This is a genomic window from Mangrovibrevibacter kandeliae (genome assembly GCF_024519155.1).
Lineage (GTDB): Bacteria > Pseudomonadota > Alphaproteobacteria > Rhizobiales > Rhizobiaceae > Mangrovibrevibacter > Mangrovibrevibacter kandeliae.
Genome location: NZ_JANIFJ010000001.1, coordinates 621232 through 643053, shown reverse-complemented (window position 1 = coordinate 643053; position 21822 = coordinate 621232). Strand labels below are relative to the sequence as shown.

26 protein-coding genes are annotated in these 21822 nt (G+C 68.5%); 14 read left to right on the top strand and 12 right to left on the bottom strand.

Annotation, left to right across the window (positions count from 1 at the left end):
• Positions 1 to 108: 108 nt before the first annotated feature.
• Positions 109 to 591, bottom strand: coding sequence for a GFA family protein (locus NPA30_RS03070; protein WP_256800865.1), 483 nt, complete (start codon positions 589 to 591; stop codon positions 109 to 111).
• Positions 592 to 763: 172 nt separating this feature from the next.
• On the opposite strand from NPA30_RS03070, the gene NPA30_RS03065 reads away from it, so the two are divergent.
• On the top strand, positions 764 to 1318 hold the full coding sequence (locus NPA30_RS03065) for a GNAT family N-acetyltransferase (protein ID WP_256800864.1): 555 nt from the start codon (positions 764 to 766) through the stop codon (positions 1316 to 1318).
• A 12-nt stretch (positions 1319 to 1330) separates the two neighbouring features.
• Here NPA30_RS03065 and pip read toward each other — a convergent pair whose 3' ends face one another.
• Complete coding sequence (gene pip / locus NPA30_RS03060) at positions 1331 to 2281, bottom strand: prolyl aminopeptidase (protein WP_372338731.1); 951 nt, start codon at positions 2279 to 2281, stop codon at positions 1331 to 1333.
• Positions 2278 to 3696 carry a cysteine--tRNA ligase gene (gene cysS, locus NPA30_RS03055; protein ID WP_256800862.1) on the bottom strand — a complete coding sequence of 473 codons (1419 nt, stop codon included), beginning with the start codon at positions 3694 to 3696 and terminating at the stop codon, positions 2278 to 2280. Before cysS ends, pip begins: the two co-directional genes overlap by 4 nt.
• Positions 3697 to 4039: 343 nt before the next feature.
• Here cysS and NPA30_RS03050 point away from each other — a divergent pair, with 343 nt between their 5' ends.
• Complete coding sequence (locus NPA30_RS03050) at positions 4040 to 4225, top strand: hypothetical protein (protein WP_256800860.1); 186 nt, start codon at positions 4040 to 4042, stop codon at positions 4223 to 4225.
• Here the strand turns inward: NPA30_RS03050 and NPA30_RS03045 are convergent.
• Entirely contained in the window at positions 4208 to 4819 is a 612-nt protein-coding gene (locus NPA30_RS03045) for a LysE/ArgO family amino acid transporter (RefSeq protein WP_256800859.1), read from the bottom strand. The two genes, NPA30_RS03050 and NPA30_RS03045, sit on opposite strands and share 18 nt — an antisense overlap.
• Positions 4820 to 4996: 177 nt before the next feature.
• Here NPA30_RS03045 and NPA30_RS03040 point away from each other — a divergent pair, with 177 nt between their 5' ends.
• Entirely contained in the window at positions 4997 to 5401 is a 405-nt protein-coding gene (locus NPA30_RS03040; RefSeq protein ID WP_256800858.1) for a host attachment family protein, read from the top strand.
• Between the two features lie 222 nt (positions 5402 to 5623).
• Here the strand turns inward: NPA30_RS03040 and NPA30_RS03035 are convergent, their stop codons facing one another.
• From NPA30_RS03035 to NPA30_RS03025, 3 genes are all read right to left on the bottom strand, one after another.
• On the bottom strand, positions 5624 to 5899 hold the full coding sequence (locus NPA30_RS03035) for a hypothetical protein (protein ID WP_256800857.1): 276 nt from the start codon (positions 5897 to 5899) through the stop codon (positions 5624 to 5626).
• Positions 5900 to 6107: 208 nt separating this feature from the next.
• Complete coding sequence (locus NPA30_RS03030; RefSeq protein ID WP_256800856.1) at positions 6108 to 7145, bottom strand: M42 family metallopeptidase; 1038 nt, start codon at positions 7143 to 7145, stop codon at positions 6108 to 6110.
• A 21-nt stretch (positions 7146 to 7166) separates the two neighbouring features.
• Positions 7167 to 7931 (bottom strand): SOS response-associated peptidase, encoded by a 765-nt coding sequence (locus NPA30_RS03025; RefSeq protein ID WP_256800855.1) that lies wholly within the window; start codon positions 7929 to 7931, stop codon positions 7167 to 7169.
• A gap of 79 nt (positions 7932 to 8010) precedes the next feature.
• Here NPA30_RS03025 and NPA30_RS03020 point away from each other — a divergent pair, with 79 nt between their 5' ends.
• The 4 genes from NPA30_RS03020 (at position 8011) to NPA30_RS03005 (ending at position 10316) form a co-directional block, all read left to right on the top strand.
• Complete coding sequence (locus NPA30_RS03020) at positions 8011 to 8493, top strand: NUDIX hydrolase (RefSeq protein ID WP_256800854.1); 483 nt, start codon at positions 8011 to 8013, stop codon at positions 8491 to 8493.
• Positions 8447 to 9004, top strand: a complete 558-nt coding sequence (locus NPA30_RS03015; protein WP_256800853.1) for a TIGR02301 family protein — start codon at positions 8447 to 8449, stop codon at positions 9002 to 9004. The genes NPA30_RS03020 and NPA30_RS03015 overlap by 47 nt, the downstream gene beginning before the upstream one ends.
• Positions 9005 to 9104: 100 nt before the next feature.
• Positions 9105 to 9365 carry a hypothetical protein gene (locus NPA30_RS03010; protein ID WP_256800852.1) on the top strand — a complete coding sequence of 87 codons (261 nt, stop codon included), beginning with the start codon at positions 9105 to 9107 and terminating at the stop codon, positions 9363 to 9365.
• A gap of 72 nt (positions 9366 to 9437) precedes the next feature.
• On the top strand, positions 9438 to 10316 hold the full coding sequence (locus NPA30_RS03005; protein WP_256800851.1) for a hypothetical protein: 879 nt from the start codon (positions 9438 to 9440) through the stop codon (positions 10314 to 10316).
• A 47-nt stretch (positions 10317 to 10363) separates the two neighbouring features.
• Here NPA30_RS03005 and NPA30_RS03000 read toward each other — a convergent pair whose 3' ends face one another.
• Together NPA30_RS03000 and NPA30_RS02995 are read right to left on the bottom strand one after the other, a co-directional pair.
• Positions 10364 to 10888 carry a cupin domain-containing protein gene (locus tag NPA30_RS03000; RefSeq protein WP_256800850.1) on the bottom strand — a complete coding sequence of 175 codons (525 nt, stop codon included), beginning with the start codon at positions 10886 to 10888 and terminating at the stop codon, positions 10364 to 10366.
• A gap of 53 nt (positions 10889 to 10941) precedes the next feature.
• On the bottom strand, positions 10942 to 12279 hold the full coding sequence (locus NPA30_RS02995) for a dihydroorotase (protein ID WP_256800849.1): 1338 nt from the start codon (positions 12277 to 12279) through the stop codon (positions 10942 to 10944).
• Between the two features lie 73 nt (positions 12280 to 12352).
• Between NPA30_RS02995 and ygfZ the strand changes: the two genes are divergently transcribed.
• Genes ygfZ through NPA30_RS02980 form a run of 3 tightly spaced genes read left to right on the top strand, consistent with a single transcriptional unit; the run spans position 12353 to position 14357 of the window.
• Entirely contained in the window at positions 12353 to 13207 is an 855-nt protein-coding gene (ygfZ, locus tag NPA30_RS02990; RefSeq protein ID WP_256800848.1) for a CAF17-like 4Fe-4S cluster assembly/insertion protein YgfZ, read from the top strand.
• A gap of 29 nt (positions 13208 to 13236) precedes the next feature.
• Positions 13237 to 13836 (top strand): YfbR-like 5'-deoxynucleotidase, encoded by a 600-nt coding sequence (locus tag NPA30_RS02985; RefSeq protein ID WP_256801548.1) that lies wholly within the window; start codon positions 13237 to 13239, stop codon positions 13834 to 13836.
• Between the two features lie 5 nt (positions 13837 to 13841).
• Complete coding sequence (locus tag NPA30_RS02980; protein ID WP_256800847.1) at positions 13842 to 14357, top strand: tyrosine phosphatase family protein; 516 nt, start codon at positions 13842 to 13844, stop codon at positions 14355 to 14357.
• 24 nt (positions 14358 to 14381) lie between these two features.
• Here the strand turns inward: NPA30_RS02980 and NPA30_RS02975 are convergent, their stop codons facing one another.
• Complete coding sequence (locus NPA30_RS02975) at positions 14382 to 15137, bottom strand: SDR family oxidoreductase (protein ID WP_256800846.1); 756 nt, start codon at positions 15135 to 15137, stop codon at positions 14382 to 14384.
• 132 nt (positions 15138 to 15269) lie between these two features.
• Here NPA30_RS02975 and NPA30_RS02970 point away from each other — a divergent pair, with 132 nt between their 5' ends.
• Both NPA30_RS02970 and NPA30_RS02965 read left to right on the top strand, forming a co-directional pair.
• Positions 15270 to 16160, top strand: a complete 891-nt coding sequence (locus tag NPA30_RS02970; RefSeq protein ID WP_256800845.1) for an AraC family transcriptional regulator — start codon at positions 15270 to 15272, stop codon at positions 16158 to 16160.
• 160 nt (positions 16161 to 16320) lie between these two features.
• A complete protein-coding gene (locus NPA30_RS02965) occupies positions 16321 to 18576 on the top strand; it encodes a xanthine dehydrogenase family protein molybdopterin-binding subunit (RefSeq protein ID WP_256800844.1) in 2256 nt (751 codons plus the stop codon).
• Between the two features lie 39 nt (positions 18577 to 18615).
• Here the strand turns inward: NPA30_RS02965 and NPA30_RS02960 are convergent, their stop codons facing one another.
• Positions 18616 to 19341 (bottom strand): Crp/Fnr family transcriptional regulator, encoded by a 726-nt coding sequence (locus NPA30_RS02960; RefSeq protein WP_256800843.1) that lies wholly within the window; start codon positions 19339 to 19341, stop codon positions 18616 to 18618.
• Positions 19342 to 19805: 464 nt separating this feature from the next.
• Between NPA30_RS02960 and NPA30_RS02955 the strand changes: the two genes are divergently transcribed.
• A complete protein-coding gene (locus tag NPA30_RS02955; RefSeq protein ID WP_256800841.1) occupies positions 19806 to 20492 on the top strand; it encodes a Crp/Fnr family transcriptional regulator in 687 nt (228 codons plus the stop codon).
• Positions 20493 to 20796: 304 nt separating this feature from the next.
• Here the strand turns inward: NPA30_RS02955 and NPA30_RS02950 are convergent, their stop codons facing one another.
• Positions 20797 to 21159, bottom strand: a complete 363-nt coding sequence (locus tag NPA30_RS02950) for a DMT family protein (protein ID WP_256800840.1) — start codon at positions 21157 to 21159, stop codon at positions 20797 to 20799.
• A gap of 178 nt (positions 21160 to 21337) precedes the next feature.
• Between NPA30_RS02950 and NPA30_RS02945 the strand changes: the two genes are divergently transcribed.
• The gene (locus NPA30_RS02945; RefSeq protein WP_256800839.1) at positions 21338 to 21781 is read left to right on the top strand and encodes a MarR family winged helix-turn-helix transcriptional regulator; all 444 of its coding nucleotides are present in this window, start codon (positions 21338 to 21340) and stop codon (positions 21779 to 21781) included.
• The last annotated feature ends 41 nt before the right edge of the window (positions 21782 to 21822 follow it).

Below are 21822 nucleotides of genomic sequence, written 5' to 3'. Positions count from 1 at the left end.
CCTCACCCGGCCGCTGCGCATCTCATCCTCACCCGGCCGCTGCGCCGCCGCCCTCTCCCGACGGGAGAGGAATGGCGCCTCGTCTGGGAATCGGAGGAGCACGGCGCCTCAGCGATCCCGCGGCGGCCACTCCTCGGTGTCGTGGTCCGGGTGCTGGTACGAGACCAGCGTCAGCAGCAGCGGGTCGGGATCCTGATCGGTCGGGCGCGCCGGCAGAGCGGCCAGCCGGTCGACGTAAGCGAGCTTCGCCTCCGTGCCGAACTGGATCACCGGCGGCAATGCTTCCGGCGTGTCGAAGGCACCAAGGGCGAGCGCCGGGCCATCGGGCGTTTCGTAAGTCAGCGGCGTGCCGCACTCGGCGCAGAAGCCGCGCCTGACGTGGTTCGACGACTGGAATCGCTTCGGCTCCGCGCGCGTCCAGACGAGATCGGCCGAGCGAACCGACACCAGCGGGGCGAAGTAGTTGCCGAAGGCCTTCTGGCACATCCGGCAGTGACAGATCGACGGCTCGCTCAGCGCGCCGCGGATGCGAAAGCGGACCGCGCCGCACTGGCAGCCGCCGGTCCACAGCGGTGTGTCGTCGAGCGTCATCGTCATCTCCCGTCATGTGTTCCGCACTCAGCGTAAGCTGCCCATCGCAGCGCCGCCAGACCCCGCTCGACAGGCCCCTGCCGGGCCGCTTGCCGATCCCGCGCCGGGAGCCTCTAGTGGCCGCCATGGCTCACGCGCATTTCGCGGCGCGGCCACGCGCGAGGATCTTCAGATGCCACCGCCGCACGTCACGCTCTGCACCCCTCGCCTGACGCTCCGCCCGTGGCGGCCGGATGATCGCGCGCCCTTCTTCGCCATCAACAGCGAGCCTGCCGTCCAGCGCTTCCTCACGCCACTGACTGCCGCGGGATCGGACGCGATGCTCGACCGGATCGACGAGCACTTCAACCGCCATGGCTGGGGGTTTTGGGCGGTTGAGCAGCGCGGGGGCGGACGGCTGATCGGGCTCTGCGGCCTCAAGCACGTCGCCTTGGACCTGCCCTTCGCGCCGGCGGTGGAGATCGGCTGGCGCCTGACCACCGACTGCCAGGGCAAGGGCTATGCCCGCGAAGCCGCGGAGGCATGCCTTGTCTTCGGGCTCGAGATCATGGCGCTCGAGCGGATCGTTGCCTTCACGACGCCGGCCAACGCCGCCTCCTGGGGTCTGATGCGCCGTCTCGGCATGCGCGAGGCCGGCGACTTCGACCATCCGGGCCTCCCGGGTGGACACCCATTGAAGCAACACGTCCTCTACGCGATCGACCGGCGTGAGCCGAAGCCCGCGTGACGTCGTGGGGTCTCAGCCGGCGAACCGGTCGGTGGCAGCGATCAGCTCTTGCAGGACCCCCGGTTCGGAGAAGGCGTGCCCCGCCCCTTCCACCATCCGATAGTCCGCTTCCGGCCATGCCTTCGAGAGCGCCCAGGAGTTCACGGCCGGGGTGACGACGTCATAGCGGCCCTGAACGATCACCGCCGGGATGTGGCGGATGCGGCCGACGTCGCGCAGGAGCTGCTCCTCCGCCAGCCAGGCGTCGTGGACGAAGTAGTGGTTCTCGATCCGGGCGAAGGCGATGGTGGTGTCGGAGACGCTGGGCGTCCCCGGCTGGTCCGCCTTGGTGCGCAGGGCGACCGTCTGCCCCTCCCAACCGGTCCAGGCCTGCGCCGCCTTCAGACGCACGGCCCGGTCCGGGTCGGTCAGCTGGCGGCGATAGGCGGCGACGAGGTCGCCGCGCTCGGCCTCGGGAATCGGCGCGAGGAAGGCCTCCCACTTGTCGGGAAAGAGATTGGCCGCGCCGCCGCGATAGAACCAGTCGATCTCCGAGCGCCGCGCCATGAACACGCCGCGCAGCACCAGTTCGGTCACCCGCTCGGGATGCGTCTCGGCGTAAGCGAGCGCCAGCGTCGCGCCCCAGGAGCCGCCGAACACCTGCCAGCGCTCGACTTCCAGCATCGCGCGCAGCCGCTCGATGTCGGCGACGAGGTCCCAGGTGGTGTTGCCTTCCAGTTCGCCGGTCGGGCGCGAGCGGCCGCAGCCGCGCTGATCGAAGAGGAGCACGTTGTAGCGCTGCGGGTCGAACAGACGGCGGTGGTGCGGGCTGCAACCGCTGCCCGGTCCGCCGTGCAGGAACACCACAGGCTTGCCCTTGGGATTGCCGCAGAGCTCCCAGTAGATCTCGTGGCCATCGCCGACCGCGAGATGGCCGGAGCGATAGGGCTCGATCGACGGATAGGCGCGTGTGGTCTCACTCACCGCTTCAGCTCCCATGTGGTGATCCGCTCGCCGGTAGCGGGATCCTTGCCGTCCTTGAGGAGAATGCCCTCCTCCGCAAGCTCGTCGCGGATGCGGTCAGCGTCCGCCCAGTTCTTCGCCTTGATGAGGTCGAGCCGCGCGTCGATCCGCCGATGGACGTCATCGCCCACGTCCGCTGCGCGTCGGGGATCGAGCCCCAGCAGTTGCAGCGCCGCGAGCGCGGCCTCGGCGCGGCCCTCGTCGTAGGCGCGATGGATCGCCGCGAAGGCCTCCGACACCGCGAGATCATCGGTCAGCGCCTCCAGGACGGCGGCGTCCGCCTGAGCGGGATCGATGCTGCCGGACGGGGAGAGCCGCGCCCAGCGGTCGAGTTCGCGCGCCGCCTCCTCGAGCTTTGCCACCGTGAAGTCGATCGGCTCGCGGTAATGGGTCTTGAGGAGGGCGAGACGCAGGACCTCGCCCGGCCACTTGCGTCCGCCGAAGACCTCGCTCTCCAAGAGGTCGTGGATGGTGACGAAGTTGCCCTCCGACTTCGCCATCTTGCGGCCCTCGACCTGGACGAAGCCGTTGTGCATCCAGACCTGCGCCATAGCCTCGGTGCCATGGGCGCAGCGCGACTGGGCGATCTCGTTCTCGTGGTGCGGGAAGATGAGGTCGAGCCCGCCGCCGTGGATGTCGAAGACCGGGCCGAGATGCACCTCGCTCATCGCCGAGCACTCGATGTGCCAGCCCGGCCGACCGAGCGCATCGATGCCGGCCGGCGACGGCCAGCCCGGCTGCCCATCGCGCGACGGCTTCCACAGCACGAAATCGGTCGGATCCTTCTTGTAGCTCGCGACCTCCACCCGGGCGCCGGCGACCATGTCGTCGAGCGAGCGCCGCGACAGCCGGCCGTAGTCCGGCATCGACGGCGTGTGGAACAGGACGTGATCGTCGGCGACATAGGCGTTGCCGCGGGCGACGAGGCGATCGATCATCGCCCGCATCGCGTCGATGTGCTCGGTCGCGCGCGGCTCGACGGTCGGCGGCAGCGCCCCGAGCGCGGCGATGTCCCGGTGGAACTGCTCGGCCGTGCCCGCGGTCACCCTGGCGATCGCCTCGTTCAGCGCCAGCTCGGGAAAGTCGCGCGCGGCGCGTTCGTTGATCTTGTCGTCGACGTCGGTGATGTTGCGGGCATAGACGACGCGATCGGCGCCGTAGAGATGGCGCAGCAGCCGGAACAGGACGTCGAACACGACGATCGGCCGGGCATTGCCGATATGGGCATAGTCGTAGACGGTCGGGCCGCAGACATACATGCGCACGCGCCGGTCGGCGTCCGCGATAGCGCCATCCTGCCAGTCGAGCGGCCGGAACGCCTCCTTCTGCCGCGTCATCGTGTTGGTCAGCCGCAGCCCGCGGTATCCCTCGTCCATCACCCTCTCCTGGCGCACGTGAGGGACCTGCCCTGCCCTTGCGCATCGCCGACGCCTCGGTCCCGGCTGGCTAGCCGCAAACGCCTCGGAACTCAAATGGAGCAATCGTGCACATCGCGGCGGCAGCTCCCGCACCAGATTGACGCAGCCTTCGGCAGCGACGACTTTTTCTTCCATGCGGCGGAACCATGCCGCTTCGGCACCTTTGACCTCAAGCGATCCAGAGGGCACGCGACGTTACACCGTGATGATGAACGTGTTCGCGCAAGACGCTGGTTCGGCCCCCAAAGCGTCCCAATCGTCGGGATGTTATGGAGACACAAACGCCAGAGGAAACAAGACCATGAAGAGCGACGAGGGCTTCCGTTCCAAGACCGAACGTGATCGGGAGGTCGACCTGCAGCGCAACTACGGGAAGATCGGGATCGCGGCGATCCAGGCGGCCGGCGACGCATGCCGGACGAAGCGGGAGCAGTCGGAGGCCGAGGCCAGGCGGCAGTCGATGGCCGTTTCAGCGCATACCGACTAGGAGGCTCGTCGCGAGCCCGCCCATCACGGCGGCGATGACGAGGTCGAGAATGCGCCAGGCCACCGGCCTGGCGAAGAGCGGGGCGAGCAGGCGCGCCCCGTAGCCGAGCGCGAAGAACCAGACGATCGACGCGGCCGTGGCGCCCGCGCCATAAGAGAACTTCGCTGCGGGGCTGGTGTAGCGCGCCGAGAGGCTGCCGAGCAGCACCACCGTATCCAGATAGACGTGCGGGTTGAGGAAGGTCAGCGCAAGACAGGTCGCGACGGCCGCGTTCAAGCTGACGTCGACCGGCTTTGCCACCGTGAGAGCCTCGCTCTGGACCGCGCGTCGCAACGCCAGTGCGGCATAGACGTAGAGAAAGCCCGCCCCGGCGAGGCTGATCGGGCGGATCAGCCAGGCCTGCGCGGTGATGAAGGCGCCGAGGCCGGCCACTCCCGCGGCAATCAGCGCCGCGTCGGAGAGCGAGCAGACAAGGCAGAGCGCCAGGACGTGGCGACGCACCAGGCCTTGCCTCAGGACAAAGGCATTCTGCGCACCGATGGCGACGATCAGGCTGAGCCCCAGCAGGAAGCCCGCAAGGGCGGCGGCGGACATCGGTCTGAAGCTCCCTGCAGGCACTCAAGGCGGCGAGACTTCGCCCGGCACCCTCATCATTGCAAGCCGTCACCGAGGCCTCGCCGCATCCAATCGCCGGCGGGAGCCGTTGACCCTGCGAACGGCCGGCGCCGGCATCTCAGGCGTCCGGCATCCACCCGCAAAGGAGAACCCGACATGCAGATCCCGAACGGTGCCACGATCGCGGTCGCGGACGGCGCCAAGCTCAGTCTCTTCCGCAACTCCGGCAACGAAGGCCATCCGCGCCTGACGGAACTGCCGGTGCATTCCATCGACACCCACAACAAGAGCGGCGGCGTCGGCCACTCGAGCAGCGCAGCCAACCCCGACGACCGCCAGGTCGACGAGGATGCCTTCGCCGCAGGCGCCGCCGAGCTGCTGAACAGTCAGGCGATGACCGGCAAGATCGGGGACGTGATCATCATCGCAGCGCCGCGCACGCTGGGTGAGCTGCGCAAGCACTATCACACGAAGCTCAAGCAGGGACTCCTGGCCGAGATCGCGAAGGACCTCACCGGCCAGAGCAGCGACGACATCCTGAAGGCGATCGCAGCCGCCTGACGCAGGGGCGGCCACCCCGCATCAGCTTGACGCAAGACTCACGCTGTATTTAATTGTCCTCAGTGCTGCCGGTACCGCAGGGTGCCGCAGCAATATCGGACCCGGCATCTTGCCCGACCACGGATGTACTGGCGGGATCAAGTGCCGGGACCGATACCCCGGCGGATGGGACGGCACGGATGTCGCCGCGCCGCAGGTCCCACCGGTCCTTCACTCAGCGCCTCATGTCTCCACGGCCGCCCCAGTCGGTTCGGCAGGCTTCCAACCGCGGGTTTCGCCGGCACAGTTCGCGGCGCGCTGCATCGTCGCCGTCGCGCCTGTCATACCGGTCGGACCCGCCGTGATGGTCGCGGTCGCGTCCGTCGTGTCGATCGGGCGGAGACCGGCGGTCGTCGCCGCGATGGTCGCCGCGCCGGTCGTGATCCGTCCGTCGATCCGTCCGATCCCAGTCGTGTCCGCTGCGACCGCCCGGGCCGCGTGCCCGGTACGGGTCGACATGGGCGGGTCCAGCCTGGTTCGGCGCAATCGGGCGCGGCCCCTCGGCAACGCAGCCGGCGAGGGCCACCAGGGCGACGCCGACGGCGGCGAAGCGAAGTGCGGGGGATTGGGGCATGGAAGTCCTCCTCTCGTGTAGAAGCAGCAAGCCGCCAGAACGGCGAACGAGCCGTCAGCTCGTTCGCCGTCGCGGTGCGGTGGTCGTCCGGCGTCAGTGCGCGGCGATGATGGCCGTCAGGATCTCGCGCGCCGCTTCCAGATCGCGCTTGTCGATCATCTCGGCGACTGTGTGGATGTAGCGGGTGCCGACGACGATGCCGACCGCCCGGGCGCCGGCCGCCGCCTGCTGCACCGCCGCGCCGTCCTGGCCGCCGCGGGCAAGGATCGTCCGCTGGTGGGGGATCGACTTCTCCTTCGCCAACGCCTCGATCTCACGCACGAGGTCGATGTCGGCGATGAAGGATCCGTCCTTCATGTGCAGGCCGAAGCCCTTGCCCTGCAGCGTCGTGCGATCCTTGTCGGGCACCCCCGGCGTGTCGCAGGCGAGCGTCGTGTCGACGCCGATGCCGATGTCCGGCTGGATGCCGTAGGCGGCCGTTTTGGCGCCGCGCAGCCCGACCTCCTCCTGCGCGGTGAAGGCGACGGTCAGCTCGCAGTCGTGGGTCAGCCCCTCCTCCACCAGCTTGCGCACGGCCTCGAGCCCGAGCCAGCAGGCGATGCGGTTGTCGAGCGCCTTGGAGACGATCTTCTCGCCCATCTCCTCGAAGGGCTCGTTCATGACGACATAGTCGCCGACCTGCACCATCTCCTTGGTCTTGGCGCCGAACCCGATGTCGACGAAGAACTCGTTCGGCTCCGGCATCTTCTTGCGATCCTCGGCCGACTGGATGTGGATCGGCTTGCCCTCGGCGTTCATCACGCCCTTGAAGTCGCCGTTCTCGGTGCAGACGAGCACCCGGCGCGAGAACAGGTTGCGCGGGTCGAAGCCGCCGACCGGATCGATGTTGATGAAGCCTGCGTCGGTGACGTGGCTGACGAGGAAGCCGATCTCGTCCATGTGACACAGGAGCATCAGCTTCAGCGGCTTGTCGCCCTTGCCCCTGCGGGTGCAGATCAGCGAGCCGAGCGTGTCGGTGCGGATCTCGTCGAAAAGATCCTTCGCCTCCGCAGTGATCAGGTCGCGCACGCGCCGCTCGCGACCGGGCACCCCGGGTGTCTCGCACAGACGCTTCAAAAGTTCGGTGTTCAAGAGCTCATCCTTCCTCTGGGTTCAGAACAGTTCGCGCTGTGCCGGCGCCACGTCCGACGCGGCGTCGGGCGCTGCGGCCAATGGTTCGAGTGGCGCTTCATCCGGATTCAGCGGCGTCTGCAGGTCCGGCCCCATGTTGGCGACCTTGTTGACCTTGTCGGAGACGGGAATCGCCTCGAAGAAGGTGTCGTTCGCCGGCACGAGCAGGTCGAGGACGTCGGCCGCAGGATAGGCGCGGGTGTCGAGCCAGCGCTCGTAGCTCTCCGGCTGGATCACCACCGGCATCCGGCTGTGGATCGGCGCAAGCGTGGCGTTGGCGTCGGTCGTCACGATTGCGGCCGAGTCGAGCTCGCTGCCCTCCGGCGACTGCCAGCTTTCCCAGAGCCCCGCAAAGGCAAAGGGCCGAGCGTCGCGCGGCTTGAGGTAGAAGGGCTTCGGCTTGGCCTTGCCCACCCGCCGCCACTCGTAGAAGCCACTCGCCGGCACCAGGCAGCGGCGATACTTCATCGCCGCGCGGAACGCCGCCTTGTCGGCGACGCTGTCGGCCCGGGCGTTGAACAGGAGCGGAAACGCCTTGAGATCCTTCACCCAGGACGGCACCAGCCCCCAGCGGACCAAGGCGGCGACGCGGCCCGAACGGTTGCCCGCGCGCTCGCCCGCCTTGACGATCAGGATCGGCTGGGTCGGCGCGATGTTGTAGCGCGGCGGAAACCCGTCGAGCTCGAGCAGCGCGAGGATCTCGGCGATCTCGTCCGGCGAGGCGGTCAGGGCGAAGCGTCCGCACATCCTTGCGTTTCCACCCGAGGCGCACGGCGCTGTCAAGCGGACGCCTTGCGGTCATGCCGCGCTGCACCAGCTTTGCGGCATGACCGTTCCCTGCCCCACGCTCGGCGTGTCCATCTGCATCTTCCAGGGCGACGACGTCCTCCTGGCAGAGCGCGGCAAGCCGCCCTTCGAGGGGTGTTTCAGCCTTCCCGGCGGGCGGGTCGAGTTCGGCGAGACCCTGGAGGCGGCCGCCCGGCGCGAGCTGCGCGAGGAGACCGGCGTCGTGCCGCAGGCGCTGGCCTTCCTGCAGCTGCATGAGATCGTCGATGCGAAAGCCGGCACGCATGTCGTTATCGCCGTGCATGTCGGCGAGCTCCCGGCGGGCTCGGCGCCTTCGGCCGGCGACGACGCGCGCAGCCTTCGGCTGGCCTCGCCGGAGGCTCTCGCGGAGCTGGAGGCCGCCGGCAGACTGACGCCTGGGCTCGTGCCAATCGTGGTGGCGGCGCGTGGCAAGTTGCGGCATTCCGCGACGACTGTTGCCGCGGATCATCAAAGTGTTGCCGGAAAGGCGCAGTACGCCTGATAGCGTGCAGCGCAGCGAGCGAGACCTTGCAAATCCCCTAACGAGGGCCGAGACCATTTCCATGTCGGCACGTCGTGCATTCCGCTCCCGCCCCGTCCGTGCCTTGCTGGCCGGGATGCTGGTGCTCACGTCCGGCGCACCCGCACTCGCGGCCGAGGAAGGCGCGCAGCCATCCGCCGAGGCGCAGGAGGCGGCCATATCGCCCTCCGGCGCGTCCTTTCTCAAGCCGCTCGACCGGCTCGCTTCGATTCTCGGTTCGGTGCACTTCCTGCGCACGCTCTGCGGCGACCCGAACGCGCAGATCTGGCGCAACAAGATGTCGGAGCTCATCGACGCCCAGGCGCCGAACGAGGCGGATCGACGCCGGCTGGTGGCAAGCTTCAATGGCGGCTACAGGGCGTTCGAATCCACCTATCAGCAATGCACGCCAGCGGCGCGGCTGGCGGTCGACAGGTATCTCGCGGAGGGCGCGACGCTGTCGAGGGAGATCAGCGCAAGGTACGGGAATTAATCTGGCGTTAACGCTCGTGCGAGACCGCCCCACAGTGCGGGCCGCATCGATGATAAGGAAAACTTTACGTTACGCCGTTCTGTAAGATTGGGGGATATGGATGATTGATCTGCACACCGCGGGCCTGGACGACATGATCCTCGCCGAGAAGAAGCAGGTTGCCGTCTCGTACCACAACGAGGCGTGGGCCGACGGCATCTCCGACGGCATCGAGGCCGAGATTCTGGCTGAGACCGCTATCTCGACGGCGCTGTCCGAGCTCGTCCGGCTGCATGGCGAAGACGAGGCGCTCGACCTGCTGGCCGAGCTGCGCCAGCGCATCGAGCATGGCGAATTCCGCTCCGACCAGACGCTCCAGTAGGACGGTCCGTCTTCCAAGAGAAACGCAGGCGCAAGCCCCGGCACGACCTGCCGGCGCATCCGGAGTGATTGGATGTCGACGCAGCATGGCGTCCTGACGCGGCACTTGCCGCTCGCCCTTGTCACCTTCTTGCTGTGCGCCGGGCCGGCCATGGCCTTCTCCCAGATCGAATCCGAAACCGGCGAGAGCACCACGCGCGAGGGCATCATCTCGGTGCCGCTGCCGCCGATCCAGGCACCGGCCGCACAAGCCGCGCCGGATGTGGCCGCTCCAGCCGCCGGGGAGCGTGCCGCGCCGGCCGACGGTGGCGCGACACCCCCGCATGGTCCGGCCGCCGGCGAAACGACCCCTGCCGTGCCGGGCGTGACCCCGCTTCCGGATGCGACGGCGCCTGCGGACGTGCAGGACGGTTCCGGGGACGCGGGCGACGAGGGCGGCATGAACGTCGCGCCCGACGCCGACCCGGAGGTCAGCGAGGCGGCGCCGCCCGAAATCCTCTACGGCGAGGCCGGTCTGCCGCAGCCCGTGCGCGACCTACGCCAGCGGCTGATCGACATCGCCAGGTCCGGCGACATCGAGAAGCTGCGGCCGTATATCGAGACGGGCGAGGACGGGACGGTGCTGTCGCTCGCCGGGCTCGATGGCGATCCCATCGCCTTCCTGAAGAACGCATCGGGTGACGGCGACGGCGTCGAGATCCTGTCCATCCTCCTGGAGACGCTGCAGGCCGGCTATGTCCACGACGACGCCGGCACCGACTCGGACATCTATGTCTGGCCCTACTTCACCCGGGTCGACATCAACGCGCTGACGAAGCCGCAGCTGGTCGAGCTGTTCGAGCTCGTCACCGCGGGCGACTGGCAGGACATGAAGGGCTTCGGCGCCTACAACTTCTACCGCGTCGGGATCAGCCCCGACGGCAAGCTGCAGTTCTTCGTCGCCGGCGACTGAACGGGGCCGCCTCGCGCTGCCATCGGGCTTCCACTGGAGTCCTGCGTTCAGTCCTTGTCGGGTCCGTCCTCGTCGGCGCCCGCCTCGCCCGTCCAGTAGGGAACGTTCGCGCCCTCCTGCTGCATCAGGTCGAACCCGTCCGGCATCGTCGGGCGGGGCTGGGAGGACACCAGGATCTTGCCGGAGTCAGGGTATTCGCAGATGTCGGTGCGGCCGACCGACGAAATCGCGAGATAGCGCAAAACGCCCGTTCCTGTGTTGATCAGGTGGTGGGCGGTGCGCTGGTCGCCGGCCGGGGCGCCGAGCACGTCGCCCGCCTTCACCGCATGGCGCGCGCTGCCGAAGCGATAGGTCCCCTCGCCTTCGAGGATGACGAAGAGCTCGTCCTCGACATGGTGGTTGTGAAAGGGACAGGCCGACTTGCCGGGCGGGACCTCGCAATAGCGCGCCCCGAGGTCGGTCAGTCCGAGGCGCTGGCCGAGGGGCGCCTGCCCGGCTGCATAGAGCGCGCCGCGCGTCCAGTGTTCGAGGTCGAGAGCGCCCAGGCTGACGACGGGATCCGCTTCACTCATCTCTTCACCCTTTCCGCATGTGCGGCCACCGGCCACCGGTCGCCCACGCGACTCTAGCTTGAGGCCGCCGGGAGCGCCTCGATGAACCGCGCCGGCTCGCCGCCGGACGTCTCGATCAGGTCGCCCTCCCACATCACCCGTCGCCCGCGCACGACGGTGCCGACCGGCCAGCCGGTGACGACCTTGCCGTCATAGGGGGTCCACTGCGAACGCGAGCCGATCCAGTCGTTGCGGATCGTCTCCTGCCGCTTGAGATCGACGACGGTTAGGTCGGCGTCGTAGCCGACGGCGATGCGGCCCTTTCCGGACAGGCCGAAGATCCGCTGCGGGCCGGCTGAAGTGAGATCGACGAAACGGGCGAGCGACAGCCGGCCGTTGGCGACGTGGTCGAGCATGATCGGCACCAGCGTCTGCACGCCCGTCATGCCGGACGGCGACTGCGGATAGGGCTTGCTCTTCTCCTCCAGCGTGTGCGGCGCGTGGTCCGAGCCGAGGACGTCGACGATGCCCTGCGAAATGCCGTGCCAGACGCCGTCGCGGTGGCGCGGGTGGCGCACCGGCGGGTTCATCTGGATCAGCGTGCCGAGCCGGTCATAATCGTCGGCGGTCAGCGTCAGGTGGTGCGGCGTCGCCTCGCAGGTGGCGTTCGCCTTGTGCTGCGCGAGGAACAGGATTTCCTCGGCGGTGGAGATGTGGAGGACGTGGATGCGCGCGCCGGTCGCCTCGGCGATCCGCACCAGCCGCTCCGTGCACTGCATCGCCGCCGTTTCGTCGCGCCAGACCGGATGCGAAGAGGGATCGTCGGCCACGCGCTCGCCGAGCCGCTCGCGCAGGCGGAACTCGTCCTCGGAGTGGAAGGCCGCGCGCCGGCGCGTGCGCTTGAGGATCTCGGTCACGCCCGCGTCGTCCTCGACGAGGAGGCTGCCGGTGGAGGAGCCCATGAAGACCTTGATGCCGGCCGCGCCCGGAAGCCGCTCGAGTTCGGCGACGTCGGCCGCGTTCTCGCGCGTGCCGCCGACCCAGAAGGCGAAGTCGCAATGCATCCTGTGACGGCCGCGGGAAACCTTGTCGGCGAGCGCCGCCTCGCTGGTCGTCAAGGGATCGGTGTTCGGCATCTCGAAGACCGTCGTCACCCCGCCGAGCACGGCTGCGCGCGACCCCGTCTCCAGATCCTCCTTGTGGGTCGGACCAGGCTCGCGGAAGTGCACCTGGCTGTCGATGACGCCCGGCAGGAGGTGCAGGCCGGTGCAGTCGATCACCTCGCCGGCATCCTGCGGTGCGATCGAGCCGATATGGGCGATGCGTCCGCCGCAGACACCGACGTCACGGATGCCCTCGCCGTCCTGGTTGACCACCGTGCCGCCCTTGAAGACGCGATCATAGGTCGGCATCGTTCGCCCCCCGCTTGCCCCATACAGGTCCCGGGCTTACGTAACCGGCTCTGCCGATGCAAGCCGAGTCGCCATGCCCTTCGCTCGCCTTCCCGACCGGGCGGTGCTGACCGTCACCGGTCCTGCCGCCGCGGATTTCCTGCAGAACCTCGTGACCGCCGATCTCGACGGACTGGGCGCGGACGAAGCGCGGCCGGCGGCGCTTCTGACTCCGCAAGGCAAGATCCTCTTCGACTTTCTCGCCAGCCGCATCGCCGACGGTTTCCGGCTCGACGTCGCCGCCGGCGCGCGGTCCGACCTTGCCAAGCGGCTGACGCTCTACAAGCTTCGCGCCAAGGTGGAGATCGCGGCGGTCGATGCGCCGGTCGTCGCGCTGTGGGGTGGCTCAGAGCTGCCGGCGGAGGCCCTTGTCGACACGCGCTTTGCCGAACGAAGCACCGCCCGCCTCTATGGCGCTCCGCCGGAGGGGATGGCCGAGGCGGCGCCCGCGGCCTTCGCCGCGCATCGCATCCGGGCCGGCATCGCCGAGGCCGAAGCCGATTTTCCGGCATCCGATGTCTTTCCGCACGACGTGCTCCTCGACCAGAACGGCGGCGTCTCGTTCAGGAAGGGCTGCTTCGTCGGCCAGGAGGTCGTCTCGCGCATGCAGCATCGCGGCACCGCGCGCCGACGCCTGATGCTGATCGAGGCCGAGGGCCACATCACCCGGGGCGTCGAGATCAGCGCGGGTGGCAAGACGATCGGCACGATCATCGCCGCAGCCGGCAGCGAAGGGATGGCCCTGGTGCGGCTCGACCGGCTGGCCGAGGCGCTTGCCGCAGACGCGGTGCTCGCAGCCGATGGCGTTCCGGTGGTGGCGACCATCCCGCCCTGGGCCGGCTACACCTTGCCGCAGGCGGGGTCTTCACCGGCCGAGGGCGAGGCGTGAAGGGCAAGACGCCGCGGGCCTGGCAGCGCATGCTTTCGGGCCGGCGGCTCGACCTTCTGGAGCCCTCGCCGCTCGACGTCGAGATCGGCGACATCGCCCACGGCCTCGCCCGCGTCGCGCGCTGGAACGGCCAGACGCACGGCGACCACGCCTTTTCCGTCGCGCAACATTCGCTGATCGTCGAGGAGATCGTCGCGGCGCAGGACGAGGACCCGCGCTGGCGGCTCGCCGCGCTCCTCCACGATGCGCCCGAATACGTCATCGGGGACATGATCTCGCCCTTCAAGAGTGTCATGGGTGGCGACTACAAGGCGGTGGAGGCGCGGTTGCAGGCGGCGGTTCATCTGAGGTTCGGCCTGCCGCGCGACCTCCCGCCGAAGGTCGCAAAGTGCATCAAGACGGCCGACCGGCTGTCGGCCTACTACGAGGCGACGCTGCTTGCCGGCTTCGACGAGGCCGAGGCGGCGAAGTTCTTCGGCACGCCGACGATGAGCCTCGCCGCAGAGCTCTTCGCGCCCCGCCCGGCCCGGGACGTGGGCGCGGCGTATCTCGCGCGGTTCGACGCTCTCGACCGGCTCGCTCGTGCGCCGCATGCGTGCGCCCCCCTCCCTCTGTCACGGATCGACTGACCGTCATGTCCTATCTCGTCGTCTCCTCGCTTGCCGACCTTCCCGTCGCCGTCTCCTCCCACGGCGCCCTCGACGTCGTCACGCTGATCAACGCCGACACGGTCGTCGACAGGCCGATCTCCATCGCCGCCGACCGCCATCTCTTCATCGGCATGAACGACATCATCGAACCGATGGACGGCATGATCCTGCCGGGCGTCGAGCACATCGACCAGCTGCTGGAGTTCGGCCGACGCTGGGACCGCGCGAAGCCGCTCGCGGTCCACTGCTTTGCGGGGATCAGCCGCTCGACGGCCGCCGCCTACATCCTCGCCTGCGCGATCAATCCGGACCTCGACGAGCAGGCGCTTGCCGAGGAGCTGCGCCGACGCTCCCCCTCGGCGACGCCGAACTCGCTGATGGTCGAGATCGCCGACGCCAAGCTCGGCCGCGACGGCCGCATGGTCAGGGCCATCGAGTCGATCGGGCGCGGCGAGATCGCCTTTTCCGGCACGCCCTTCGTCCTGCCGCTGGAGCTGTGAACGGCGAACGGCGCGCTCCGCCGCTCAGATGCCCTGACCGCCGGAGACCTCGATCCGCTGAGCGTTGACCCAGCGATTGTCCGGCGACAGCAGGCTGGCGATCATCGGGCCGACATCGTCGGGGACGCCGACGCGCCCGAGCGCGGTGATGTCGGCGAAGAACCTGTTGAACTCCGGCGTGTCGCGCACCGCGCCGCCGAAGAAGTCGGTCTCGATCGCGCCGGGCGCCACCGTGTTGACGGCGATGCCGCGGCCGCCGAGTTCCTTGGCCATGTACAGCGTCAGGACCTCGACCGCGCCCTTGACCGCCGAATAGGCGCTCCAACCGGGCGCCGAGACGCGGGTGAGTCCGGAGGAGAGGTTCACGATGCGCCCGCCGTCGGCGAGAAGCGGCAGCAAGGCCTGCGTGAGGAAGAAGATGCCCTTGAAGTGGACGTCCACCAGCCGGTCGAACTGCGCCTCGGTCGTGTCCGCGATGAGGGCGTAGTCGCCATGGCCGGCATTGTTGACCAGATGGTCGAAGGTTTCGCGCTGCCAGGTCGCGCGCAGGACGGTGCGCAGCGCGTCCGCAAAGGCGGCGAAGCCCGCCACGGCGCCGGCCTCGAGCTGGAGCGCGACGGCCCTGCGGCCGAGCGCGGCGATCTCGGCGACGACGGCCTCCGCCTCCTCGCGGCGGCTGTGATAGGTGATGACGACGTCGCCCCCGTTGCGGGCGATGGCGATTGCGGCGTTGCGGCCGAGGCCGCGGCTGGCGCCGGTGACGAGTGAGATGGTGGCCATGACGGGCTCCTGTGTAAGGACCGCTCCGATATCGCCCCTCGACGCCGGCCGATCTTGCCGGATGCTCGCAGGTTCTTGCCCAATCCTACGAACTCCTGTGCGCCGGCCGGCCGAATGCACTAGAATGGGCGCATGATCACGCTGCTCGACGCCGTCCGCCGCCACGCCGACGCCCATGCGGATGCCGACGGGATCGGCCACACGCCCGTCCGAGGCCTCTTCACGGTCCGGGCCTCCGCCGCGAGCGACCTCGTCTTCGCGATCTCGCGCCCGCTGGTGTGTCTGGTCGTCCAGGGCAGCAAGCGTGTGACGATGGGCGGTGACGTCTTCGCCTTCAGTGCGGGTGACTCGCTGATGATAGCCGCCGACGTTCCGACGATCAGCCAGATCACCGAAGCGAGCGTCGGCGCCCCCTACCTTTCGCTGGTGCTCGAACTCGATCCGGCGCTCATCGCCGAGCTCGCGGTCGAGATCGAGGTCGCCGCCGCCCCGGATCTCAAGCCGGTGCACGTCGAGCCGACCGAGGCGGACGTCGCCGGAACGGCGCTGCGCCTGATGCAGCTGCTGGACCGGCCCGCCGCCGTGCCCGTGCTCGCTCGCGACCTCCTGCGGGAGATGCACTACTGGCTGCTCGCCGGCCGGCACGGTGCGGCGATCCGCCGGCTCGGCTGGCCGGACGGGCAAGTTGAGCGCCTCGCGCGGGCCGTCGCGGTCCTGCGGGCCGAATTCTCCCGGCCCCTGCCCGTCGAGCGGCTCGCTGCGGTGGCAGGCATGAGCCCGTCCTCCTTCTACGAGCATTTCCGGGCCGTCACCTCGCTCTCGCCCCTTCAGTTCCAGAAGCAGCTGCGGCTGATCGAGGCACGTCGGCTCATGGTCGCGGAGGGCGCCACGGCGACTTCCGCCGCCTTTGCGGTCGGCTACCAGAGCGTGACGCAGTTTACGCGCGAATATGGCCGGCTCTTCGGTCGCCCGCCCGTGACGGACGTCCGGGCGGCCCGGCAAACGGCGAGTTCGGCCGCCTGAGGCCGCGCGGCGCAGGACACTCGCATCGCTCGCCCGAAAGCGTTGCTGCGACACATCTTCCCGGCCGAATGTCGCGACCGGTTCTGGACAATCTCCCCGCGGGAGCAATCTCGCTGCTCGGACATGCTCGCACGAACGCGAGCAAAACGCGGAGGCTCTCATGCCTGACGATATGCTGAACGCGATGGCGAAACCGACGGTGCGTGTCGACGGCGCGGCCAAGGTCACGGGTGTCGCCTGCTTCCCGTCTGACGAGCCGGTCGAGAATCCGGCCTATGCCTATCTCGTGACGAGCACCGTGGCGCGCGCCGAGATCACCAGCTTCGATCTCGCCGCCGCCACGGCGGTTCCGGGCGTCCTCGATATCCTGACGCATGAGAACGTCGGCCGGGACATCAAGCCGAATCGCGGCTTCGGCATGAGCGCCAACACGACGACCCTCGAGGGTACCCGGGTCTGGCATCAGGGCCAGACGGTCGCCGTGGTGATCGCCGAGACATTCGAGGCCGCGCGCGACGCGGCGGCGCGCGTGGTGGTGCATTACGAGACGCAGGAGCCGAGCGCCGGCTTCGGCTCGCCCGGTGCGCACGAAGAGCCGGCGACGCCGATGTTCGGGCCCTTGCCGCAGAAGGGCGACTTTGACGCGGCCTTCGCCGCGGCACCGGTGAGGGTCGAGGCCGAGTACGAGACGCCAACCCAGCACCACAACGCGATCGAGCTGTTCACGACCACCTGCTTCTGGGAGGGCGACACCCTCACCGTCTACGAGCCGTCGCAGTACATCTACGGCTCGCGCGCCGCGCTGGCGGAGCAGTTCGAGATGGCGCAGGGGAACGTGCGCTACGTCTCGCGCTTCATCGGCGGCGGCTTCGGCTCGAAGGGGCCGAGCGCGCGCACCGGCTGGATCGCACTCGCGGCCAAGCGCCTCGGGCGGCCCGTGAAGCTCGTCACGAGTCGCCAGCAGGGTTTCACCACCGAGACCTACCGGGCCGAGACGCGCCAGACGATCAAGCTCGGCGCCACGCGCGACGGCCGGCTGACCGGGCTGCGCCACGAGGGCTGGGAGCTGACCTCGCGGCCCTCCGGCTACAATGTCGCGGGCGTCGGGGCCACGGCGACGATGTACGCCTGCGACAACATCCAGACGGCCGTCAACGTCGTCCATGCCGACCGCAACACGCCGGGCTTCATGCGCGCCCCGCCCGAGGTGCCCTACATGTTCGCGCTCGAGAGCGCGATGGACGAGCTCGCGTTCGCCCTCAAGATGGACCCGATCGAGCTGCGGCGTATCAATGACACGCAGGTCGATCCGGCGCATGGTCATCCCTACTCGTCGCGCTCGCTGATGCAGTGCTACGACCAGGCGGCCGAACGCTTCGGCTGGTCAGAGCGCAACCCCGAGCCGCGCTCGATGAGCGACGGCGACTGGCTGGTCGGCTACGGCTGCGCCACCGCCACCTATCCGGCCAATGTCGGCCCCGCCTCGATCCGGCTGACGCTGTCGAAGGCCGGCACCGTCATCGCCGAACTTGCCGGCCACGAGTTGGGCACCGGCGCCTACACGGTCGTCGCCATCACGGTGGCGAGGCAGCTTGGCCTCGAAGTGGCCGACGTCACCGTGCACATGGGGGACAGCACCCTGCCGCCGGTGGCGCTCGCGGGCGGCTCGAACAACGCCGCGACGATCTCGAACGTTTCGGCGATCGGCTGCGAGTCCGTCCGCCGGCGGCTTGCCGAGGCCGCCGTCGCCGACATGGCGAGCCCGTTCGGCGGCAAGGATGCGGCGGTGCTGCGCCTGGAAGGCGGCAATCTCGTCGGCCCCGGCAACCTCACCGAGCCCCTCGTCCAATCGATCGAACGCGTCGGCGGCACTCTGACGGTGGAGGCCGACTACGTGCCGGAGGGCCTGCCGCCCGAGGTGATGGATGCGCTGCGCCAGGGCCAGGCGGTGATGCTGCCGGGTCACGGACGACAGGACGCGACGACCGCCGCCTTCGGTGCCCACCTGGTCGAGATCCGGGTCAACCGCCACACTCGCGAGATCCGCGTGCCGCGCATCGTTTCGGCATTCGCGGCCGGCACGATCATCAACCCGATGGCCGCGCGCAGCCAGTATCTCGGCGGCGCGATCTGGGGCGTCTCGTCGGCGCTGCACGAGGCGACCGAGATCGACCGGCGCAGTGCCCGCTACGTCAACCACGATCTCGGCGAGTACCTGGTGCCGGTCAATGCCGACATCCCGTCGATCGAGATCATCATGGTGCCGGAGACGGACACCATCGTGAACCCGCTCGGCATCAAAGGCATCGGGGAGGTCGGCATCGTCGGCATGAACGCGGCGGTCGCCAACGCCGTGTTCCACGCCACGGGCCAGCGCATCCGCAAGCTGCCGATCCGGCTGGAGAAGCTGCTCTGACGGGCGCACGAGGGGCGGCACCCGGCGGTGCCCCCCTCGTCAGGCCGCGTCGCGAAACGGGCCGATGATCCGCTCGTACTCGCTTTCGGCCAGACCATAGCAGCCGTCGGCGATGCCGAGCAGCGCCTCGCGGTCGAGGATCTTGATCAGGCCGCGCGACGCGCGGATCAGCCCTGAGCCCTCGAGCATGTGCGTGGCCAGTGTAACGCTGGAGCGGCGCACCGACAGCATGACTCCCAGGAAATCGTGCGTGAGGGCGATCTCGTCGGTGCCGAGACGGTCCTGACACATCAGGATCCAGCGCGCGAGGCGCTCCTCGATGTTGTAGTTGCCGTTGGCAAGTGCCGTCTGCGCCGTCTGGATCGACATCATGTAGAGCCAGCGGCCGATCAGCACGCGCAGCGCCGGTCGCTCGTCGGCGACTTCGGCCAGGACGCGAGCGGATATGCGCAAGGCAGAGCCCGGAACCTGCACGAAACTGTGGTGCGGCACGCGGTCGATGCCGGCGATGATCGAACCGTCGCTCATCCCCTCGCGCCCGAAGATTCCCACCTCCGTCTGGCGCTGATCGGAGGCGGTCAAAACGACCGAGAAGATGCCGCTCTCGGGAAACACCACGCTCTCGATGGGTTCGCCGGACAAGACGACCTTGTCGCCGCGGTCGAAGGTCAGACGTTCGAGATGCGCGGCGACGGCGGCGAGATCCTCCTTGCCGAGATGCCGCAGGAGCAGGTTCCTGGAGGTGGACTTGGTGATGTCGAGCATCGTCTGCCCCTTCTATCAGGGGCGCGAACATGAGGCTCGCTGCCGCGTGCGCCCGATGCCATCTGCACGCGATCAACCGCACGTGGCCTGCCCTTCCGCAAAGTCAACTTGGGGGAGGGTATCCAAGGCTGCTTTGAGGAAGAGGACGGATGCGCCTCAAAAGACTCCAAGGGTACGGTGCCTGACGCAAGGTCGATCCTTCGACGTCGCGACCCATGTCCGACGTGTCGGTGTCATTTTCAACGTCCGGCTCGATCCCCCGCCATCCGTATCTTGCCGGATGGCGGGGTAACGGTCGTTCATATCTTCACCATCCTGCGTTCATCTCGCTCACTGGAGCGATCAACTGTGCGGTGTCTGACGCACTGGAGCGGCCCTCTTTCCGGCATGCGTGGCGAGGTCGATAGATAATCAAATGAGACGATAGAACGCCTTTCCACACGAGACAGCATTGGCGCCCGGCAATGATCACTTCTCTTTCGCAGCGTAGCCTGGAAGTCCGGCGGGGCGGCACCATCCTCGACAGCGGAAGCCGAAGGGACACGTTCAGCGTGCTGACTGCTGGACTGGCTGCGCGCACGCGGATCCGGGAGAATGGCGCGCGGCAGATCACCGCGATCCTCGTTCCGGGCGACGTCTGCGACTTCTCCGTCCTCTTCTCGGAGCCCTCTCTGCATCGCGTCGAAGCCTTGACGGATTGCGAGATCGCCAGCGATCGGATCGAAGCGGTTCAGGCGCTGATGATCCTCGATCCGTTCCTGACCTGGACAACCTGCCGATCGGCGGCGGCCGAACTCGGGCGCCGCGAGGCGTGGGTGCTGAACGCCCGGCAACGCACGCCGACGCGGCGCGTGGCGCATGTCCTGTGCGAGATCTTCGACCGGACGCGCGGCACCACCTTCGCCGATCGCGACGTGTGCAGTCTGCCGCTCGGTCTGGATGATCTGGCATCGGCGACCGACAGTGCCGAGGAGGACGTCGAGATCGCGATGCGGCTCCTGCGCCAGGACGGCGTTATCGAAGTCGACGCACAGATCCTTGCGGTGCGGGATTGGCCGGAACTGTGCGACATCGGCCAATACGAACCGCTTCGCGCGTCACAGCTGCAGGCATTTCCGGTCAACAAGCAGCAACGGTCTCGCCAAGTCTAAGGCCCCCGCTCGCGGATCAGCCGGCCGCAGGGCCTAGAGCACGTCCGGTGAATACTGGATCGCTCTGTTTGACGGCTCGCCGAGGTGGACCGCGCGAAGGCTGACGAAGGTCGTAGCGGGGCTACGGCCGAGGCGGGCCGACAAAGCGGGCGCCCGGCGACCGCAAACCCGAAGGGCCGGGTGCATTCGGCCCGATATCATCGGCCCTGGTCTGCGGTCGTAGCCCCACTACGACCTTGCCCGGCCCCTCGATCTCGAATCGAATGCCCTCCGGCAGAGCGGTCCGGTATTCACCGGACGTGCTCTAGGATCCGAACGGACCCTTGAAGACGAAGAACACGCCGAGGCAGATGAAGGCGAAGCCGATGCCGTGGTTGAGCGTCAGGCGTTCGCCGAGATAGGTCGTCGAGAACACGGCGAAGACGACCAGCGTGATCACCTCCTGCATCACCTTCAGCTCGGCCGGGTCGTAGACCCGCACACCGTAACGGTTCGCCGGCACGGCCAGACAGTACTCGAAGAAGGCGATCGACCAGCTCGCGACGACGACCAGCCAGAGCGGTCGGTTCTCGAACTTCAAGTGACCGTACCAGGCAAAGGTCATGAACACGTTGGAGCAGGTCAGGAGCAGGATCGGCAGGAGCCAGGACGGGACGAAGGACGACACGGGACGGAGCCTCGACGCAACGGGAACCGCCGCTTCTACGCCTCTCCAGCGAGCGGCGCGAGGCGCTTGGACGGGCAAGACGCCCCGTCCGGTCGCCTGCAGACCAGTGACGCAATGCCGCAGGTTATCTGAACAGTCAATCTTTGCAGTTTAGCTTCATATCTCCTATCTAGGCGACATGACCCGCGTTGCCGACGATGCTTCCCTCACAGCCCTTGCCGCCGAACTCCACGGACTGGTCGGCCGCCTGCGCCGTCGCCTGCGCGAAGAGGCGACGGCCGGCGACCTGACACCTTCGCAGTTTGCCGTGATGCGGCGGCTGGAGAGCGACGGTCCGGCGACGGTCAGTGAGCTGGCCCGGGCGGAGAACATGCGCCCGCAGTCGATGAGCGGGCTGATTGCGGCGCTTCAGGCGCTTGGCATGGTCGAGGGCGCACCGCACCCGACCGACGGCCGGCAGACCCTCCTGTCCCTGACCGACGACACGCGAACGCGGCTGACCAGCGGCCGGGAAATCCGGAAGGACTGGCTCGCCCGCACCCTCGGTGCGGAATTTTCGGCCAGCGAGCAGGCACAGATCGCAGCAGCCGTCGAGCTTCTGAAGCGCATCGTCGACAGCTGATCCGATCCCGCCACCCCACGGCAACACCAACCCTCGACGGC